18 protein-coding genes, 5 tRNA genes and 1 rRNA gene are annotated in these 19,038 nt (G+C 61.1%); 17 read left to right on the plus strand and 7 right to left on the minus strand.

Annotated elements, in window-relative coordinates:
- Positions 1-2 precede the first annotated feature (2 nt).
- Positions 3-117 (plus strand): 5S ribosomal RNA (rrf, locus tag Q9290_RS09540).
- Positions 118-153: 36 nt separating this feature from the next.
- Positions 154-230 (plus strand) — tRNA-Asp (locus Q9290_RS09545).
- Positions 231-468: 238 nt separating this feature from the next.
- On the opposite strand, the gene Q9290_RS09550 is transcribed toward Q9290_RS09545, so the two are convergent.
- Complete coding sequence (locus Q9290_RS09550) at positions 469-1,200, minus strand: spermidine synthase (protein ID WP_306079424.1); 732 nt, start codon at positions 1,198-1,200, stop codon at positions 469-471.
- 87 nt (positions 1,201-1,287) lie between these two features.
- The gene (locus Q9290_RS09555; protein WP_306079425.1) at positions 1,288-1,575 is read right to left on the minus strand and encodes a hypothetical protein; all 288 of its coding nucleotides are present in this window, start codon (positions 1,573-1,575) and stop codon (positions 1,288-1,290) included.
- Positions 1,576-1,707: 132 nt separating this feature from the next.
- Here Q9290_RS09555 and cobU point away from each other — a divergent pair, with 132 nt between their 5' ends.
- Positions 1,708-2,262: a bifunctional adenosylcobinamide kinase/adenosylcobinamide-phosphate guanylyltransferase gene (cobU, locus tag Q9290_RS09560; RefSeq protein WP_306079426.1), complete on the plus strand. Its 555-nt coding sequence runs from the start codon at positions 1,708-1,710 to the stop codon at positions 2,260-2,262.
- Between the two features lie 2 nt (positions 2,263-2,264).
- Here cobU and Q9290_RS09565 read toward each other — a convergent pair whose 3' ends face one another.
- Complete coding sequence (locus Q9290_RS09565) at positions 2,265-2,813, minus strand: LysM-like peptidoglycan-binding domain-containing protein (protein WP_306079427.1); 549 nt, start codon at positions 2,811-2,813, stop codon at positions 2,265-2,267.
- A 201-nt stretch (positions 2,814-3,014) separates the two neighbouring features.
- Between Q9290_RS09565 and gltX the strand changes: the two genes are divergently transcribed.
- The 6 genes from gltX to Q9290_RS09595 all read left to right on the plus strand — a co-directional run bounded on the left by gltX (position 3,015) and on the right by Q9290_RS09595 (position 5,803).
- Positions 3,015-4,427 (plus strand): glutamate--tRNA ligase, encoded by a 1,413-nt coding sequence (gene gltX / locus Q9290_RS09570; RefSeq protein ID WP_306079428.1) that lies wholly within the window; start codon positions 3,015-3,017, stop codon positions 4,425-4,427.
- A gap of 205 nt (positions 4,428-4,632) precedes the next feature.
- A tRNA-Ala gene (locus Q9290_RS09575) sits at positions 4,633-4,708 on the plus strand.
- A 28-nt stretch (positions 4,709-4,736) separates the two neighbouring features.
- Positions 4,737-4,812 (plus strand) — tRNA-Ala (locus Q9290_RS09580).
- Positions 4,813-4,850: 38 nt separating this feature from the next.
- A tRNA-Ala gene (locus tag Q9290_RS09585) sits at positions 4,851-4,926 on the plus strand.
- Between the two features lie 19 nt (positions 4,927-4,945).
- Positions 4,946-5,021: transfer RNA gene (locus Q9290_RS09590), tRNA-Ala, on the plus strand.
- A gap of 110 nt (positions 5,022-5,131) precedes the next feature.
- Positions 5,132-5,803 carry a DNA-3-methyladenine glycosylase I gene (locus Q9290_RS09595; protein ID WP_306079429.1) on the plus strand — a complete coding sequence of 224 codons (672 nt, stop codon included), beginning with the start codon at positions 5,132-5,134 and terminating at the stop codon, positions 5,801-5,803.
- On the opposite strand, the gene Q9290_RS09600 is transcribed toward Q9290_RS09595, so the two are convergent.
- Entirely contained in the window at positions 5,800-6,402 is a 603-nt protein-coding gene (locus tag Q9290_RS09600; protein ID WP_306079430.1) for an arylesterase, read from the minus strand. The genes Q9290_RS09595 and Q9290_RS09600 overlap by 4 nt on opposite strands.
- On the opposite strand from Q9290_RS09600, the gene Q9290_RS09605 reads away from it, so the two are divergent.
- The gene (locus Q9290_RS09605; protein WP_306079431.1) at positions 6,401-7,087 is read left to right on the plus strand and encodes an ABC transporter ATP-binding protein; all 687 of its coding nucleotides are present in this window, start codon (positions 6,401-6,403) and stop codon (positions 7,085-7,087) included. The two genes, Q9290_RS09600 and Q9290_RS09605, sit on opposite strands and share 2 nt — an antisense overlap.
- Positions 7,080-9,503: an ABC transporter permease gene (locus Q9290_RS09610; RefSeq protein ID WP_306079432.1), complete on the plus strand. Its 2,424-nt coding sequence runs from the start codon at positions 7,080-7,082 to the stop codon at positions 9,501-9,503. The genes Q9290_RS09605 and Q9290_RS09610 overlap by 8 nt, the downstream gene beginning before the upstream one ends.
- Before the next feature lie 173 nt (positions 9,504-9,676).
- Here the strand turns inward: Q9290_RS09610 and Q9290_RS09615 are convergent, their stop codons facing one another.
- Positions 9,677-10,585 (minus strand): TIGR01777 family oxidoreductase, encoded by a 909-nt coding sequence (locus Q9290_RS09615; RefSeq protein ID WP_306079433.1) that lies wholly within the window; start codon positions 10,583-10,585, stop codon positions 9,677-9,679.
- Between the two features lie 151 nt (positions 10,586-10,736).
- Entirely contained in the window at positions 10,737-11,237 is a 501-nt protein-coding gene (tpx, locus tag Q9290_RS09620; RefSeq protein ID WP_306079434.1) for a thiol peroxidase, read from the minus strand.
- A gap of 199 nt (positions 11,238-11,436) precedes the next feature.
- On the opposite strand from tpx, the gene frdA reads away from it, so the two are divergent.
- Genes frdA through frdD form a run of 4 tightly spaced genes read left to right on the plus strand, consistent with a single transcriptional unit; the run spans position 11,437 to position 14,710 of the window.
- On the plus strand, positions 11,437-13,212 hold the full coding sequence (frdA, locus tag Q9290_RS09625) for a fumarate reductase (quinol) flavoprotein subunit (protein ID WP_306079435.1): 1,776 nt from the start codon (positions 11,437-11,439) through the stop codon (positions 13,210-13,212).
- Positions 13,209-13,934, plus strand: coding sequence for a succinate dehydrogenase/fumarate reductase iron-sulfur subunit (locus tag Q9290_RS09630; protein WP_306079436.1), 726 nt, complete (start codon positions 13,209-13,211; stop codon positions 13,932-13,934). Before frdA ends, Q9290_RS09630 begins: the two co-directional genes overlap by 4 nt.
- A 9-nt stretch (positions 13,935-13,943) precedes the next feature.
- Positions 13,944-14,339 (plus strand): fumarate reductase subunit FrdC, encoded by a 396-nt coding sequence (frdC, locus tag Q9290_RS09635; RefSeq protein ID WP_306079437.1) that lies wholly within the window; start codon positions 13,944-13,946, stop codon positions 14,337-14,339.
- Positions 14,336-14,710 (plus strand): fumarate reductase subunit FrdD, encoded by a 375-nt coding sequence (gene frdD / locus Q9290_RS09640; protein ID WP_306079438.1) that lies wholly within the window; start codon positions 14,336-14,338, stop codon positions 14,708-14,710. The genes frdC and frdD overlap by 4 nt, the downstream gene beginning before the upstream one ends.
- A 100-nt stretch (positions 14,711-14,810) precedes the next feature.
- Here frdD and yfbV read toward each other — a convergent pair whose 3' ends face one another.
- Positions 14,811-15,251 carry a terminus macrodomain insulation protein YfbV gene (gene yfbV, locus Q9290_RS09645; protein WP_306079439.1) on the minus strand — a complete coding sequence of 147 codons (441 nt, stop codon included), beginning with the start codon at positions 15,249-15,251 and terminating at the stop codon, positions 14,811-14,813.
- Positions 15,252-15,527: 276 nt separating this feature from the next.
- On the opposite strand from yfbV, the gene Q9290_RS09650 reads away from it, so the two are divergent.
- Together Q9290_RS09650 and pta are read left to right on the plus strand one after the other, a co-directional pair.
- Positions 15,528-16,742 carry an acetate kinase gene (locus Q9290_RS09650; protein WP_306079440.1) on the plus strand — a complete coding sequence of 405 codons (1,215 nt, stop codon included), beginning with the start codon at positions 15,528-15,530 and terminating at the stop codon, positions 16,740-16,742.
- Positions 16,739-18,898 (plus strand): phosphate acetyltransferase, encoded by a 2,160-nt coding sequence (pta, locus tag Q9290_RS09655; protein WP_306079441.1) that lies wholly within the window; start codon positions 16,739-16,741, stop codon positions 18,896-18,898. Before Q9290_RS09650 ends, pta begins: the two co-directional genes overlap by 4 nt.
- Positions 18,899-19,038 lie beyond the last annotated feature (140 nt).

The raw sequence follows: 19,038 nt of genomic DNA on the forward strand, positions 1-19,038 counted from the left end.
TGCCTGGCGGCCATAGCGTTGTGGAACCACCTGATTCCATGCCGAACTCAGCAGTGAAACGCAACCGCGCCGATGATAGTGTGGCAGCTGCCATGTGAAAGTAGGTCACTGCCAGGCACCCAATTTAGTACTCCTGACTATACAGCTTAATGCGGAGCGGTAGTTCAGTTGGTTAGAATACCGGCCTGTCACGCCGGGGGTCGCGGGTTCGAGTCCCGTCCGCTCCGCCATCATAAAAAGCCCCGACCTTACGGTCGGGGCTTTTTCATTTCTAATTGCATTCAATCGTTTAAGGCCCTTGGCTTATGATGGCCAGGGGCTTTTTGCTTTTCTGAGCTCAGTGACTTCAACCTTCCTCAATCTGCCTAATCACTCCTCGTGACCACACCGTGACCCCGAGCAGGAGCTTTTTGCAGAAAGATTCCGGGTCAACCCCGGCATGACGATGTTTTAAACGCGGCATTGATATTAGTGGCTGCCCAGGCGGCTCAGGTAGGGCTGAAGCGAAAAGCCAAGCCGTTTACTCAGCGTCCATTCCTGATCCTTAAGGGCCTTGGCATTGTTCGTGGCAGGGGTGGTGCCGGCAAATACTACCCAGTTACCGCTACTGGTCAGGCAGGAGCGAACATCACAAAAGCGTGTTTGCAGGCGCTGCATAAATTCATCGCTCTGATGACTGTCCCAACAGTTGAGCACCAGCCAGCCGCCGGTTTTGAGCTGGCGATGGCAGTTATCCAGAAAATCTGCCGAGAGCTGTTCATGCTCCACATCATCCGCGTTATACAAATCGCTGAAAATTACATCCAGCTTCTTGCCCTGATAATCCCGCATAAAAGCGAAGGCATCGGCCTGATGCAGTTGCATGCGTTTACCCTGGGGCAGCTGAAAGAAACGCTGTGCGGCTTCAATCACGGCGGGGCGCAGCTCTACGGCTTGCTGCTTTAAACCGGCAATTCCGGCATGCAGACAGGTGTTTAGCGTACCGGCACCCAGCCCCAGGGTCAGGGTGTGTTTGGGCGTGTTGAACAGAAGCACCAGCAACATGGCCCTCGCATACTCAAGCTGGGGAACATGGGGCTCACTTTTGTGCCAGCTGCTTTGCGCATCCGGGCCGCCAAAGTTAAGGGTGCGTACTCCGTCAGACTCCAGCACTCGAATCGGGCCGTATTCATCCTGGGCGCTGAAAATTTCTTGCTGCATATTAGCCCCTTGCCGCTACACCGGCATAATGTGAACGAAAAAAGCCCCGGTAAAATGACCGGGGCTGGGTACTTTTTGAAGGTGCGTTCAGTCCAGTAGAGCCTGAGCGATTTGCTGCCATTCTTCTTTGGTGGAGCACTTGGGGCGTTTTTTGCCGGCACGGCCATACCAGTAATCGGCATTCCACAGCACACCTTCTACATGGTGCAGGTAGGCGTGCACCCAGGCAGAAGGCTGGTCGCCGTTGTCACGAATGCACTCGTGGGCTTCTTCCCACTGGCCATTGGCATCGAGCCAGAGGGCGGTGAGGGCGTCGGACAGGCCGGCGGGCGGCTTGGGCTGATTGAGTGAGGCGTGAAAGGCCTTGAAGTTCATTCGTTTGGCTCCCTGCGGGTGTTTTGAAAATTTGATGATGGTCACAGTTTACCACAGCTGTATTTTGATCAGGATGTCGCTGAAGCGGTGCGTATAATATCCGACAAGCAGATTTAACGCGGGAAATCAGGGATGAGCAGACATTCAGGTACCGAGCAGGGCTTTCACGAACTGGTTCTGGGGGGCGCCCGTTCGGGCAAGAGCCGGCTGGCGGAACGGCTGGTTGAGGCCACCGGCTGGCCGGTGACCTATATCGCCACCGCCATGGTTAAAGACGACGTCGAAATGGCCGAGCGCATTGCGCACCATCAGGCCCGGCGGCCGGAACACTGGAGTCTGGTGGAAGCGCCCCTGTCTCTGGCAGCCGCAATACGGCAACACGCGGCTGCAAACAAGTGCCTGCTGGTGGACTGCCTGACCCTGTGGCTGACCAACCTGTTGTTGTGTGAAGACAGTGAACGGCTGGAGCGGGAAAAAGCGGCGCTGCTGGAAACGCTGCCTATATTACCGGGGCGCATTGTGCTGGTCAGTAATGAAGTAGGGCAGGGCATAGTGCCCATGGGCGAGCTGTCGCGCCGCTTTGTGGATGAAGCCGGCTGGCTGCATCAGGCACTGGCCGAGCGCTGTGACAGAGTGATCTTTACCATTGCGGGCCTTCCTCAAGTCCTGAAAGGCCCGGCCCTGTAATTTTATGGCGCGCTCACCATGCTGAATTCCTGACCCAGCCGGCGAAAGGCGTTCAGCACCAGGCCCTTGTCGCGGATTTCCAGGTAGTGCAGCCGGCCGTCAGCATTCAGCACCAGAGTCAGCTGCTGGCCGGCCTGCAGCCGGCTCAGGGGCTTGTAGGACGGTTCGGCGCGGATCAGGGCGATTAACTCCTGGCCTGGCAACTGCCAGCTGCGGAACAGGGAAGACAGGGTCTCGCCGGGTGTCAGGGTATGATCAATACGCTTGCCGCCGGGGGGCACATCAATCACCCGTTTGTCGGCATCGCTCAGGGGCACCGACAGACTGCCGGTCACCGGCGCTTCAGGCGCAGGAGGCGCCGGCTGCCAGCCCAGCACCACCAGCCATGCCGGCACGACGATCATCAGGCCCAGCCGGTGCAGGCGCGGAAAGTGCCCCAGTGCATCAAGAAACCGTCCCAGGCCTTTGCGGGCGGGCAGGGTAAAACGGTTAAAACGGGCTCCCAAGGAGTTGTGTTGGCGGCGTTTGCCGGTGCCTGTGGTTCTGGTCATGATACCCCCTCTCTCGCGGCCACAAGTGTATCCAGCCCCCGTTCACTCCACAAGCAAATGAGCAGGACGGCAAGGCAGGCGGGGCCGCTCGAGGCGTGCCTGCGACAAGGCGTTTCACCCCATGCCTTGCGGGTGTTAAAATAATCGCCGTTTATCTTCCATGCGGCCATCAGGCCCCTTCACTCAAGCAAGGCAGAAAGAATGACAGTTAAAACACGGTTCGCCCCCAGTCCTACCGGCTTTCTCCACGTAGGCGGTGCCCGCACGGCTCTGTACTCCTGGCTTTACGCCCGTCACCATCAGGGTGAGTTCGTGCTGCGTATTGAAGACACGGATCTGGAGCGCTCCACTCAGGAAGCTATCGACGCCATTCTGGAAGGCATGAACTGGCTGGGCCTGACCTGGGATGAAGGCCCCTATTACCAGACCAAGCGCTTTGACCGCTACAACCAGCTGATCGACCAGCTGCTGGAGGAAGGCAAGGCCTATAAATGCTACTGCTCCAAAGAGCGTCTGGAAGGCCTGCGTGAACAGCAGATGAGCGCAGGTGAAAAGCCCCGTTACGACGGCATCTGTCGTGATCTCGATAATCACGGCGACGCCGATGCACCCTATGTTATTCGCTTTAAAAACCCGGACGAAGGCACTGTGGTGTTTGACGACCACGTACGTGGCCGCATCGAGATCGCCAACGATCAGCTGGACGATCTGATCATTCGCCGTACCGACGGTGCCCCCACCTACAACTTCTGTGTGGTGGTGGACGACTGGGACATGGAAATTACCCATGTGGTGCGCGGTGAAGATCACATCAACAACACCCCGCGCCAGATCAACATCTACAAGGCGCTGGGTGCGCCTGTGCCGGAGTTTGCCCATGTGTCCATGATCCTCGGTGATGATGGCGCCAAGCTGTCCAAGCGTCACGGTGCGGTGAGCGTAATGCAGTACCGGGACGACGGCTACCTGCCTCAGGCCCTGCTCAACTACCTGGTGCGGCTGGGCTGGTCTCACGGCGATCAGGAGATCTTCAGTCTGGAAGAGATGATTTCCCTGTTCTCTCTGGATGACATCAGCAAGTCGGCCTCTGCCTTTAATACCGACAAGCTGCTGTGGCTGAACCAGCACTACATCAAGACCCTGCCCGCCGAGGAAGTGTCCAGCCACCTGGAATGGCACATGCAGGAGCAGGGTATCGACTTTGCTCAGGGCCCGGCCCTGGCCGAGGTGATTACCCTTTACGCCGAGCGCTGCCAGACCCTGAAGGAGCTGGCGGCCCAGAGTCGTTACCTGTTTGAAGACTTCAGCGAGTTCGAGGCCGGTGCCGCCAAGAAGCACCTGCGTCCGGTGGCGGCCGAGCCTCTGAGTCTGGCCCGTACACGGCTGGCGGAGCTGGCCGACTGGCAGCCGGCCGCCATTCACGAGGTCATTAATGCCGTGGCCGCCGAGCTGGAGCTGGGCATGGGCAAGGTGGGCATGCCGCTGCGGGTGGCGGTGACCGGCATTGGCCAGTCCCCGGCCATCGATGGCGTGATGGCGCTACTGGGCAAAGAGAAAGTGCTGGCCCGCATCGACATGGCCCTGGCCTTTGTGGCCGAGCGCGCCAAGGGCTGATAACCCCGTTTACCGCTGACAACGGCGCGGCCTTCGGCTGCGCCGTTTTTTTATGCATATTGGCGGTGAAGTGGCCGTATCATCACCAGGTTGTTTAAAATTCGTCTGGTTGAACAGTTTTTTTTATTTGGTGGTTGACTCTGAACGGCCCTGTGCCTATTATGCGCCTCGCTCGCAGGGACAAGGTCTCTGCAACGACTTGAGCGGGGCTATAGCTCAGCTGGGAGAGCGCTTGCATGGCATGCAAGAGGTCCGCGGTTCGATCCCGCGTAGCTCCACCACTTAAGTCAAGAGCAGTTTCTGCCAAATGGGGCTATAGCTCAGCTGGGAGAGCGCTTGCATGGCATGCAAGAGGTCCGCGGTTCGATCCCGCGTAGCTCCACCAGGCGGCAGAAACAAACACCAGTAAAACAGCATTGTTTTGGGGCTATAGCTCAGCTGGGAGAGCGCTTGCATGGCATGCAAGAGGTCCGCGGTTCGATCCCGCGTAGCTCCACCAAAACAATCTGACCCAATTCGGGGCTATAGCTCAGCTGGGAGAGCGCTTGCATGGCATGCAAGAGGTCCGCGGTTCGATCCCGCGTAGCTCCACCAAATTCCGAAAAGCCGCAGTCGATTGACTACGGCTTTTTTCGTTTTGCTTGCCACTGGTCTTTTGTTCGTCGACTGCGCACAATGAAAAAAACTCGAACGAGACTGTTTTCATGGAGCATTTCGATCATATCTTTGAACGCGCCTGCGCCCGGCATGGCGGCGAGGCCGCACTGCGCCGTCTGATTGCCACCCCGGTACTCAGCCCCGCTGAGCTTACCGCCATTCCCGACGACCGCTGGCTGTCTTCCTTTACCATGAGCCTGTTTCAGTCCGGCTTTGTGTGGCGCGTCATTCGCGACAAGTGGCCTAACTTTGAACGGGCCTTTTTCGGTTTTGATCCCCATAAAATGCTGCTGCTGGACGAGCACCACCTCGACCGCCTCAACCACGACCCCGGCATAGTGCGCCATGCGAAGAAGATTGCCGCCGTGCCGGTCAATGCTCAAATGGTGCTGGATCTGGGGAAGCCCCACGGCGGCTTCGGTGCTTTTGTGGCAGCCTGGCCCGAGAATGATGTGGTGGGACTGTGGCAGCAAATTCGCAAGCATGGCCGGCTGCTGGGTGGCAACATCGCCCCCTATGCGCTGCGCCGGCTGGGGGGAGATACCTTTATCTTTACCGGGGACGTCAGTGCCTACCTGCAGCACCATGGCGTGGTGGACGCGGCCCTGGGCAGCAAAAAGGGCATGAACCAGGCCCAGGCCGCCTTTAATACCTGGCGTGAACAAAGCGGCCTGAGCCTGAGCGAGATCAGCAAGACCCTGGCCTTTTCCATTGGCTAGGGCGTGAGATAGGGCGCCAGAAACCGGCTTACCTGCCGGGCAATCAGCGGCTGGGCAGCGGCGGTGGGGTGAATGCCGTCGTCCATCATCATGCCGTTTCGGCCGATCAGCGGCGCCACAAAAAACGGCAGCAGCGGCAACTGATGCTGATCCGCCAGGCGGCTGAAAACACCCTCAAACTGCTGCAGGTAACGCCGGCCATAGTTGGGGGGTAGCTGAATATCGGTCAGCACGACCCGGGCACCGGCGTTGTTGGCCAGGGTGATCAGCCGGTCGAGATTGCGCTCTATGTGCCCGGGCGGCAGGCCGCGCAGGCCATCGTTACCGCCCAGTTCCAGCAGCACCAGGCTGGGCTGATGCCGCTGCAGCAGGGGCGGCAGCCGTTGCAGGCCGCCCTGCGTGGTGTCGCCGCTGACGCTGGCATTCACCACGGTCACCTGCCGGCCTTCCCGCTGCCATTGTTCCGCCAGCAGGTGGGGCCAGGCCTGATCCGAACGCATGCGATAGCCCGCACTCAGGCTGTCGCCCAGAATAAGCAGGGTGTCGGCCAGCACGACGGGCGACACCAGAGAGACCAGCAGCACAAGGATTCGCAGCATGACGACATCTTCTCCCATCATTCAAGTGGTGGATCTCGAGCACAGGGTCAGCCTGGGCGACGAGCGAATTACCATCCTTCAGGGTGTCAACCTGGAAGTCAAGGCCGGCCAGCGGCTGGCTCTGGTGGGCGCATCCGGATCCGGCAAGTCGACCCTGCTGGGGTTGCTGGCGGGGCTGGATACCGCCAGCCGGGGCGAAATTCATATTGCCGGTCAGCCACTGTATGCCCTTGATGAGGAGCAGCGGGCGGTGCTTCGAGCGCAGCATATCGGCTTTGTGTTTCAGTCTTTTCTGTTGTTGCCCACCCTCACCGCGCTGGAAAACGTCATGCTGCCCGCCGAGCTGAAAGGAGAAAGCGGCAACCGGGAGCGGGCCATGGCGCTGCTGGAGCAGGTGGGCCTGGCCGATCGGGTTCGGCACTTTCCCGCCCAGCTTTCCGGTGGTGAGCAGCAGCGGGTGGCCATTGCCCGGGCTTTTATGACCAATCCCGATATTTTGCTGGCGGACGAGCCAACCGGCAATCTGGATCATCACACCGGCGCGCGCATTATCGAGCTGTTGTTTGAGCTTAACCGCCAGCACGGCACCACCCTGGTGATCGTCACCCACGATGAGTCCCTGGCCAGCCGCTGTGAGCGTCGCCTGCTGATGACCGCCGGTCATCTGGAGGAGCAGCATGGCTAGTCTGGGCTGGGGGCTGATTCGGCGGGAAGTGACCAGCGGGCCACTGCGGCTGTTTGTGCTGGCCCTGGCGCTGTGTGTGGCCAGCATTCTCAGCGTCACCCTGGTGGCAGACCGACTCAACGGCGCCCTGCAGGTGTCGGGGCGGGACTATATTGCCGCCGACCGGGTGCTGGCGGGCAGCCGGCCTGCCGAGCCTGAGTGGCTAAGCGAGGCACAGGGCCTGGGCCTGGCGGTGTCGCAGGGGCAGTCGTTTAACAGTGTGCTGTTTGCCAACGAGCAGTTACAGCTGGCCAGCATCCGCGCCGTGGACGATGCCTTTCCCTTTTACGGCGATCTGGTACTGGCGCCGGCGGGAAAGGTGCGGCCTGGCCATATCTGGTTGTCGGCGCGGCTGCTGGCCTTGCTGCAAGTCACGCCGGGCGACGTGGTGGAGCTCGGCAATATCACGCTTAACGTGGCCGGCGAGCTGGTGAGCGAGCCGGATCAGGGCTTCTCGCCCTTTTTGCTGGCCCCCAGGGCGCTTATGCATCTGAATGACGTGGCCGCCACCGGCATTTTTATGGAAGGCAGCCGCAGCCGTTACCGCTATCTGTTCAAGGGGGAGGAAAGCGCCCTGGAGGACTACGCCGGCTGGTTGCAGCCACAACTGCAGCAGGGCCAGCGCTGGCGTAGCCCGAATAATGCCGACACCCCGGTGGCCCGCTCCATTACCCGGGCCGAGCAGTTCTTTCGGCTGGCCTCGCTCATTGGTGTGCTGCTGGGCATTCTGGCCATGGCCATTGCCCTGGGGTATTTCTCCCGCCGGGAGCAGGACCGCATCGCCCTGCTGAAAACTCTGGGGGCGGGGCGTCGTCAGTTGCTGAGCTGGCTGGCCCGTTTGCTGGCAGGGCTCATGCTGCTGGGGGCCTCACTGGGTGCCCTGGCCGGGTATGGTGTACACCAGCTGATTTTGCTGGCATTGGGCGATGCCATGGCGGTGCCGCTGCCACCGCCCTCGCTCAAACCCTTTGCGGTGGCCGGCGGGCTGGCGCTGCTCACCACGGTTATGCTCTCGGTGGTACCCATGTTGCGGCTGCTGGGCGTGCCGCCGCTCAGGGTGTTGCGCAACGAAGCCGAAGCGCGCATTTCGCCCTGGCTCAGCGGCGGCATCCTGCTGGCGGGCACAGTGGTGCTGAGTTGGCTGTTTGCCGGCAGCCTGGGGCTGGCCGCCGGCCTGCTGCTCGGACTGCTGGCACTGGCGCTGCTGCTGGGAGGCCTGTGCCGGGGTCTGCTGACCCTGGCCCGGTTCACTCGGGGCAGTGTGGCGTTCCGGCTGGCACTGAGCCGGCTGAACCGGGCCAGGCTTGCCACCCTGCTGCAGTTTGGCGGCGTGGCGCTGGCGCTGTTTCTGGCCAGCCTTCTGTGGGTGGTACGGGGCGAGCTTACCGAGGGCTTTCTGGCCCGGCTGCCGGCCGACACCCACAATCGCTTTTTGATTAATATTGGCGAACATGAGCTGGATCCGGTGCGGCGAGTGCTTGAGCAGAACGGCCTGGACTCGTCCCGTTTCTACCCCATAGTGCGCGGCCGTCTGGTGCAGGTGAATGGAGTCCCTGTCACGGAAATCAGCAGCGAGCGGGGTGGGGGCCTGGGGCGCGAGCTTAACCTCACCTGGAGCGCAGAAGCGCCGGAAGACAACCGTATTATTGAGGGGCAATGGTCGGCCGCCGCCGGCGGTGTATCGGTGGAAAGCGGGCTGGCGGAGCGTCTGGGCCTGGCATTGGGCGACAGCCTCACCCTGGATCTGGCCGGGCAGACGGTGTCTGCCGAGGTACGCAGCCTGCGCGAGGTGGACTGGGACAGCATGAAGCCCAATTTTTATCTGGTGCTGAGTCCGGACGTGCTGGCGGATTACCCGGCGGCCTGGATGGCGAGTTTTTATCTGCCCGACACCCAAAGGGCGGTGGAAGTGTCGCTTATCCGCAGCTTTCCCACCATTACCGTGTTTGACGTAGACGCCCTGCTGCAGCAGTTGCGCACCATACTGGCCCAGGTGAGCCAGGCGCTGCTGGTGATCATGGCGCTGGTCACCGGTGCCAGCCTGCTGGTGCTGCTGGCTCAGGTGGAAGCCACGCTGGAGAGCCGCCGGCGCGAGCTGGTGCTGTTGCGCACCCTGGGGGCGGGCAACCGTCTTATCCGTGCCTCGCTGCGCTGGGAGTGGCTGGGCGCGGGGCTGGTGGCGGGCCTGGCGGCGGCGCTGGCAGTGGAGCTGTGCGTGGCGGTGCTGCTGCCCTGGTGGCTGGACCTGCCCTGGCAGCCGCACCCGGGCTTATGGCTGGCGCTGCCGGCACTGGGCGCCGGGCTCTTGCTGATCACCGGTCGTGCCGGTGGCCTGCTCAGCGGGGCGCTGATCAACCGGTTACGGCAGTGGGGGTAAGTCCTTTCGAGGAGCTGTAAGCCTGAGGCTGGAAGTTAAACCAAAACATTGTCACTCCGGTACTGAAACAAGTTCAGCATGACGGTCCCGGAGCCTCGGACAGACAACAAAGTTACCTGCAGAAAGATTCCGGCTCAAAGGCCGGAATGACGGTTGATTGGCGGCAAGTGGGGTTAACGCCGCCGGGGCGCGCTCAGGGTTTCTTTCAGCGCCTTGTCGAGGGTGGGATAGCGAAAGTGAAAGCCCGCCTGCTGTAGCCGTACCGGCATGACCCGCTGGCCGGTGAGCAGCAGATCGGCCATTTCGCCGAACAGCAGTTTCATCGCCCAGGCCGGCACCTTGGCGAAATGGGGTTTGCCCAGATTGGCCGCCAGGGTTTTGCTGAACTGGGCATTGGTCACCGGCTCCGGCGCGGTGGCGTTAAAGGGGCCGCTGCATTCCTCGTGCTCCAGCAAAAACAGGATCAGGTTGACCACGTCTTCAATGTGGATCCACGACATGTATTGCTTGCCCGAGCCAATGGGGCCGCCCAGGCCAAAGCGGTAGCTCGGCAGCATTTTCACCAGGGCCCCGCCTTCGGCACCCAGCACCACGCCCAGGCGAATACGGCATACCCGGGTTTGCTCGGTTTCCGCCAGCTGGGCCAGCTCTTCCCAGCGGGCGCATACCTCGTGGCTGAACTCCGGGTGGGGATGGGTATCTTCATCCACCAGGGTATCGCCCTGGCGGCCATAAAAGCCCACCGCCGAGCCGCTGATCACCACGGCAGGCGGCTTGCTGCCGGCGCGCAGCTTTTCCACCAGTTGTTCGGTAATTTGCCAGCGGCTGTGGCAGATGCGCTCTTTCTGGGCCGGGCTCCAGCGCTTGTTGGCAATGGGTTCGCCAGCCAGGTTGATCACCGCATCAAAGCGGTCGAGGTCGGGCAGATCATCAAGGGAAGACAGGGCTTCAATGTCGTGCCCCAGACGTTGATACACCTTATTGGGTGAACGGCTCAGTACCGACACCTGGTGGTGCGGACGCAGGTGGCTCATCAGCCGGCTGCCAATAAAGCCGGTTCCTCCGGTAAGCAGTATCTTCATCACAGGCTCCTTAAATGGCGGGGCCCACGGCCCCGCATCAGGCGCGGGTTATCCACATAATCTGTGAGTAAGTCTGTAGATTACCCCGCCTTGTCAGGATAGTTGATTGATCTTAATAAAAAAATCAAATGCGCGCAGGGATCCGGCAGGATCACTTCAGCGCGGCCAGAGCTCCGTCGTAGTCCGGCTCGTTGGTCAGCTCGGCCACGCGTTCAACGTGGGTCACCTGGCCGTTTTCGTCGATGCACACCACGGCACGGGCCGCCAGGCCACGCAGGGCGCCGTCGCTCAGGGCCACGCCATAGTCGGCCAGGAACTCGGTGTGACGGAAGGCAGAAGCCACCTGCACGTTTTCCAGGCCTTCGGCGGCGCAGAAACGGCTGCCGGCAAAGGGCAGATCCATGGACACACACAGCACCTGGGTGTTGTCGAGGCCGGCGGCCTTTTCGTTAAAGGTGCGCACGCTGGCGGCACAGACGCCGGTATCCACGCTGGGGAAGATGTTCAGCAGTACTTTCTTGCCCTGGAAATCGCCCAGTTTGATGTCGCTCAGATCGGCGCCGGTCAGGGTGAAATCGGGAGCGGCCTGGCCTACGGCGGGCAGCTGGCCGGAAACGGCAACGGAGTTACCCTGAAAAGTTACGGAAGACATTGAGACTCTCCTGATGATTGCGGGTTGTTGGTGATTGTTATCAGTATGAGTGACTAAGGTAGCAGTTTTCCTTTTACGGAACAGCTTTTTATCGTACCGCTAACGGCCTCGTTTGTATCTGTTCATGACCCATATCAAGGCATTTGCACAAAATGTCCGCTACAGTGCCCGGTTGACTCTGTTACTGGTGGAGAATGCCGTGCGAACACTCAACCTGGATGTGGCCATTATCGGTGCCGGCGGTGCCGGGCTGCGGGCGGCCATTGCTGCCGCCGAAGCGGATCCGGCCCTCAATATCGGCTTGCTGTCCAAGGTCTATCCCATGCGCTCCCATACCGTGGCGGCCGAGGGCGGGGCCGCCGCCGTGATCCGCGACGACGACAGCCTGCAGCAACACTTTGACGACACCGTCTCCGGTGGCGACTGGCTGTGTGAGCAGGACGTGGTGGAATTTTTTGTGGAGCGCTGCCCCGAGGAAATGATCCGCATGGAGCACTGGGGCTGCCCCTGGAGTCGCCGGCCCGACGGCGGCATCAACGTGCGCCGCTTTGGCGGCATGAAGGTGGAGCGCACCTGGTTTGCCGCCGACAAAACCGGTTTTCACATGCTGCACACCCTGTTCCAGACCTCCATCAAGTATTCGCAAATCCAGCGCTTTGACGAGTTCTTTGTGCTCGACCTGCTGGTGGAGCAGGGCCAGGTACGCGGCCTGGTGGCGCTGCACCTGGCCGAGGGCGAGCCGGTACTCATTCGTGCCAATGCGGTGGTGCTGGCCACCGGCGGCGCGGCCCGCGTGTTTCGCTACAACACCAATGGCGGCATCGTCACCGGCGACGGCATGGCCATGGCCTATCGCCACGGCGTGGCCCTGCGCGACATGGAATTCGTGCAATACCATCCCACCGGCCTGCCCGGCTCCGGCATCTTAATGACCGAAGGCTGCCGGGGCGAGGGCGGTGTGCTGCTCAACCGCCATGGTTACCGTTATCTGCAGGATTACGGTCTCGGCCCGGAAACCCCGTTGGGCGAGCCCAAAAACAAGCACATGGAGCTGGGCCCGCGGGACCGCGTCTCTCAGGCGTTCTGGCACGAGCAGCAACAGGGCAACACCATTTCTCATCCGCTGGGCGAAGTGGTGCATCTCGACCTGCGCCATCTGGGCGAGCAAAAAATCAAGGAGCGGCTGCCCTTTATTCGCGAGCTGGCCAAAGCCTATGTGAATGTGGATCCGGTGCGCGAGCCCATTCCCATTCGTCCCACTGCCCACTACACCATGGGCGGCATCGAGGTGGACAAGCACAGCCACACCGCCATTCGCGGCCTGTTTGCCGCCGGCGAATGTGCGTCAAGCGGCATTCACGGTGCCAACCGGCTGGGCTCCAACTCCCTGGCCGAGCTGCTGGTATTTGGCCGCCAGGCCGGTGAAGGGGCGGCAAAACTTGCCGCAGACAAGGGCGGTGGTGATGAGGCCGCTTTGCTGGCGCAGGCGCGGGAAGTGGTGGCCGGACTTGATGCGCTCAGGGGCCGGCGCGGCGAAGAGCGGTTGGCGGACATTCGCAACGAGCTGGGGCGGGTAATGGAAGACGGCTGCGGCATTTACCGGGACGAAGCCGGCATGCAGACCACGGTGAACAAGGTGGCCGAGCTCAAAGCCCGTTACCAGCATATCAACCTCACCGACACCAGCCGGGTATTCAACACCGAGCTGGTGTCGGCGGTGGAGCTGGGTTTTTGCCTGGACGTGGCCGAGGCCATGGCCCACAGCGCATGGCAGCGCAAAGAATCCCGCGGGGCCCATCAGCGCCTGGACGAGGACTGCCGCGAACGCAACGATGAACGATTTCTCAGGCACTCTCGGGCGGTTTACCGGCCGAAGCAGGCCCCGCGCATCGATTACAGCCAGGTCACCATTACCAAATCGCCCCCGGCCACGCGGGTGTATGGTGCCGCCGCCGAGCAGGAGACAGCACAGTGAGCCAACTGAAAACCCTGAACATTTTGCGTTACCGGCCGGAGCAGGACGAGGCGCCTCATCTCGAGAGCTTTAGCGTGCCCTGGGACGACACCACCTCTGTGCTGGATGCGCTCAACCATATCAAGGACGAGCTCGATGCCAGCCTGGCCTTTCGCTGGTCCTGTCGCATGGCCATCTGCGGCTCCTGCGGCTTCATGATCAACGGCGTGCCCAGACTGGGCTGCAAAACCTTTTTGCGCGACTTTGACGAGTTGGTGATCGAGCCCCTGGAGCACTACCCCATAGAGCGGGATCTGGTGGTGGACATGGAACCCTTTGTGGCGCGGCTGGAGGCGGTGAAGCCCTACATCATCGGCAACGAGCGGTCGGTTGAAGCCGGGCCCCATGTGCAGACGCCAGCCGAGATGAACGCCTATCACGCCCTGTCCCAGTGCATTAACTGCGGCCTCTGTTACGCCGCCTGCCCGCAGGTGGGGCTGCGGCCAGGGTTTGTGGGCCCGGCCGCCATTGCGCTGGCCCGGCGCTACAACCTGGACAGCCGGGACAAGGGCAAGAGCGAGCGCATGGCACTGCTCAATGGCGAAGACGGTGTCTGGGGCTGCACCTTTGTCGGCTATTGCTCCGAGGTCTGCCCCAAAGAGGTGGATCCGGCGGCGGCGGTGAACCAGGGCAAAATCGACTCCGGCATCAGTTACCTGCTGGCCGCCCTACGGCGCGAATAAGGAGCCGTTATGAGTGCACGAAAACCCTATGTCAGGCCCATGCCGGCGAGCTGGTGGCGGCAAAAGGCGCCTTACCGCCTTTATATGCTGCGGGAAGCTACGGTACTGCCCCTGACCTTTTTCTGTCTGTGCCTGCTGGCGGGAGTCTGGTCACTGGGGCAGGGGGCCGAAAGCTGGGCCGGCTGGCAGGCATTTATGGCCAGCCCGGTGGTGTTGGTGCTGAACGGGCTGGCGCTGGTGGCCAGCCTGTTTCATGCCGCCACCTTTTTTCTGATGATGCCGCGGGTCATGCCGGTCAAAGTGGCGGGCAAGCCGCTGCCGGTCATCAAGGTGGCGCTTGCCCAGTGGGCCATCACCGCCGGCATCAGCCTGTTTGCCCTGTTATGGCTGGTGGAGGTGATATGAAAGCAATTAACCGCAACCCCAGGCGTTCGGAAGAGCCCATCTGGTGGAGCCTGTTCGGCGCCGGTGGCAGCTGGTTTGCCATGCTCACTCCCATTACCGTGCTGCTGGTAGGCATATTGGTGCCCCTGGGCGTGATAGACGCCGATGCCTTAAGTTATGAGCGCATGCAGTCGGTGGCGGGCGGCTGGATCGGCAAGGGAGTAATCGCCGGCTCCATTATTTTGCCGCTGTGGCATGCCATGCACCGTATTCACCATGGCATTCATGATCTGGGCGTGCACGCCGGGCTGACGGGCAAGGTGGCGTGTTATGGCTTTGCCGCTTTGGTGTCGGTGGTGACCTTGGGATTACTGTTGCAAGGTCCGGTTTAGACGAAACGCCGTCACTCCGGGCTTGCCCCGGAGTCTGAGGCAGGCAACACCACCGTTTGCAGAAAGATTCCGGCTCGAAGGCCAGAATGACAACAATAGGTCACAACTCCCGGATAAACGACTTGTCCAGCTGTTTAAAGGCGGTGCTGAGGGTCTCGCCCAGCTCAAAATAGCGGGGTCGGGACACCGGTGCTTCAATCTCGCCGCCGGCGGCGGCAATTTTATCGTGTATCTGTAAATACCACTCTCTAAGCGAGGGCGGCAGGCGCGTGTCGGCGCGCTTGCCCAGCCAGTAATAGCCCTGCATGGGCAGGCTGGCCAGAAACAGCACCGACGCCACCACGCTGGGCCAGTAATGAGGCGCACCAAACTGAAACTGCAGCAGCAGGCTCAGGGTGATCAGCGCCGGCATGGTTTTAATACCAAAACGGGTGGCGGCCATGATGCGACATTCCGGAAACAGGGAAGCAAGCTGGCGCTTCTGAGGCCAGATGGTCAGATATTCCTGGCCACGATGCAGGGTGCGAGTAAAGGGACTCATGTGTCCTCCCAGCGATAAGAACCGCTGTAGCTAACTTACAAAATAACGATGCAGGTCAAAAAAATGACTCAGGCTGACTGTTATTTTACCACAGACAAAAGGTTAATATTTCTCACCTCGCTGGCCGGTTACCATACCGGTCGCGTCATGGACGGTTTCTGGCCAGACTGCCCGTTGGTAAAGTGCCTTTCTCAAGGATAGAGTGAAAGTGATATTTATTGCTCGCCGGCCACGGCGGACAAGATATTTTTGCAACACCGAAAGAAAGGGTTCCTAATGAGTAATGATCTGGTCCTGGTGCTGAACTGCGGCAGTTCCTCGCTGAAGTTCGCGATTCTGGACGCCGAAAGCGGCAGCGAGAAATTGTCCGGTCTGGCCGAGTGCTTTTACCTTGCCGATGCCCGCATCAAATGGAAACTTAACGGCGAAAAGGATGAAGCCGCACTGGGAGCCGGGGCCGCCCACCAGCAGGCGCTGGACTTTATTGTGACGCAGCTGCTCAACCCGCACCCCGAGTTGCTGCAAGGCCTGGTGGCGGTGGGTCACCGGGTGGTGCATGGCGGCGAGCGATTTACCCGCTCTGTGCTGATCGATGACGAGGTGATCGAAGGGATCGACGCCTGCGCCAGCCTGGCACCGCTGCACAACCCGGCGCACCTGGTGGGCATTCATTCGGCCATGAGCGCGTTTCCGGCTCTGCCCCAGGTGGCGGTATTTGACACCGCCTTTCACCAGACCATGCCCGAGCAGGCCTACCTCTATGCCATTCCTCACGCCCTGTACCGTGAGCACGGCATTCGCCGCTATGGCATGCACGGCACCAGCCACTATTTCATTACCCAGGAAACCGCCCGGGTACTGAACAAGCCGGCGAATGAGCTCAACATCATCAGCTGCCACCTGGGCAACGGCGCCTCTGTGTGTGCGGTGAAAAATGGCCAGTCGGTGGACACCTCCATGGGCCTGACGCCACTGGAAGGCCTGGTGATGGGCACCCGTTGCGGCGATATCGACCCGGCCATCATCTTTCACCTGCACGACGCCCTGGGTTACAGCGTCGAGCGCATCAATACCCTGCTCACCAAGGAGTCGGGGCTGCTGGGGCTGACCGAAACCTCCAGTGACTGCCGCTTTGCCGAAGATAATTACCAGCAACTGCCCGAGGCCAAACGGGCGCTGGATATTTTTGCCTATCGCCTGGCCAAGTACATTGCCGGCTACACTTGTGCCCTGGATGGCCGGATTGATGCCATCGTGTTTACCGGCGGTATCGGTGAAAACTCTGCCAAAGTGCGCGAGCTGACCCTGGCGAAGCTCGCCCTGATGGGGGTTAAACTGGATGATGAAGCCAACCTGGCCGCCCGTTTCGGCCGCGCTGGTTGCATCAGCACGGCCAACAGCCTGCCGGTATGGGTGCTGCCCACCAACGAAGAATGGGTGATCGCCCAGGATGCGCTGGCGCTGTCGCAACAACAAGAGGAAATCCAATGACCAGAACCATCATGCTGGTGCCCGTCAGCAGCGGCGTGGGCGCCACTTCGGTCAGCCTGGGCATGGTACGCGCCATGGAGCGCAACGGGGTTAACGTCAGCTTTTTCAAGCCGGTGTCCCAGCCGCGTACCCGCCGCAAGGTGCAGGACCATTCCACCGCCGTGATGGCCAACGGCACCAACCTGACGCCGCCGGAGCCCTTTGCCCTCAGCTATGCCGAGAGCATGATCTCGGCGGGTAATCTGGACGTGCTGCTGGAAGAGATCGTCGCCCGCTTTGAAAAACACGTGAGCGAAAGCGGCGCCGAGGTGGTGGTGGTAGAAGGGCTTATTCCCACCGACAAACAGCCCTTTGCCACCCGCATCAACTACGACATTGCCAAGGCGCTGGACGCCGACATGGTGTTTATCGCCCAGCCCGGCAGCGACAGCAGCCAGTATCTGAAAGAGCGGCTGGAGCTGGCCTGCTCCAACTTTGGCGGCGTGCTCAACAAGCGCATTGTGGGCTGCATCATCAACAAGGTGGGCGCCCCGGTGGACGAACAGGGCAACACCCGCCCCGATCTCACCGAGATGTTCAACCCTGGTTACAAGGGCGAGCACGTTACCGCCAACCTGGAAGTGCTGCAGGTGTTTGGCAAAACCCCGCTGCGCATTCTTGGCTGCATTCCCTGGAATACCCAGCTGGTGGCCCCCCGGGCGGTGGATCTGGCCCGCCACCTGAATGCCACCATCATCAATGAGGGTGAGCTCACTACCCGGCGGCTGCAAAGCGTGACCTTCTGTGCCCGGGCGCTGCACAACATGGTGCAGCACTTCAAACCCGGCAGCCTGCTGGTGGCCTCGGGCGATCGTTCCGACGTGATTGTCTCCGTGTGCCTGGCGGCCATGAACGGTGTCAAGATCGGTGCCCTGCTGCTCACCGGCAGCTACCACCCCGAGCCCCAGATTATGGACTTGTGTCAGCGTGCCATTGAAACCGGCCTGCCGATCCTGATGGTGAACACCAACACCTGGCAGACCGCGGTCAGCCTGCAGCACTTCAACCTGGAAATTCCGGTGGACGATGCCGGCCGCATTGAAGCGGTGCAGGACTACGTGGCCGGCCATATCGACAAACACTGGATCGAGTCGCTGTCGGCCAAGTCGGCCCGCAGCCGCCGGCTCAGCCCGCCGGCCTTCCGCTATCAGCTGACCGAGCTGGCCCGCCGTGCCGCCAAGCGTATTGTGCTGCCGGAAGGAGAAGAGCCGCGTACCATCAAGGCCGCCGCCATCTGCGCCGAGCGGGGCATTGCCCGGCCGGTGCTGCTGGGCAGCCACGAGGAGATCATGCGCATTGCCGCCCAGCAGGGCGTGGTGCTCGATGAAAAGGTCGACATCGTGGATCCGGCCGAAGTCCGCCAGAATTACGTGGAGCGACTGGTGGAGCTGCGCAAGAGCAAGGGCATTACCGAAATCGTGGCCAAGGAGCAGCTGCAGGATAACGTGGTGCTGGGCACCATGATGCTGGAGCGTGACGAGGTGGACGGTCTGGTATCCGGTGCCATTAATACCACCGCCAACACCATTCGCCCGCCGCTGCAGATCATCAAGACCGCCCCGGGCAGCTCGCTGGTGTCGTCGGTGTTCTTTATGCTGTTGCCGGATCAGGTGCTGGTGTATGGCGACTGCGCCATCAACCCGGATCCCACTGCCGAGCAACTGGCGGAAATCGCCATTCAGTCGGCGGAGTCGGCCCGGGCCTTTGGCATAGAGCCCAGAGTGGCGATGATCTCCTATTCCACCGGCACCTCCGGCACCGGTGCCGATGTGGAAAAGGTGCGCGAGGCCACACGCCTGGCCCAGGAAAAACGCCCGGATCTGGTGATCGACGGCCCGCTGCAATACGACGCCGCCATCATGGAAAACGTGGCCAAGTCCAAGGCACCGAATTCACCGGTGGCGGGCAAGGCGACCGTGTTTATCTTCCCGGATCTGAACACCGGCAATACCACCTACAAGGCGGTGCAGCGTTCGGCGCAGCTGGTGTCCATCGGCCCCATGCTGCAGGGTATGCGCAAACCGGTGAACGACCTGTCCCGCGGCGCCCTGGTGGACGATATTGTCTATACCATTGCCCTCACTGCCATTCAGGCCAGCCAGCACGGCAGTAAATGATAAAAATCCCGGCCTTGTGCCGGGATTTTTCATGGAGCCTCTGTTTGGGCTGTTTGCCGTCATTCCCACGAAGGTGGGAATCCAGAAACTTGGCGCCGGATCGTGAAACTGTGCCGGCCCCCACATGAACCCCCGTACCC

It is taken from the genome of Oceanimonas aquatica (assembly GCF_030732065.1).
Classification (GTDB): Bacteria; Pseudomonadota; Gammaproteobacteria; order Enterobacterales; family Aeromonadaceae; genus Oceanimonas.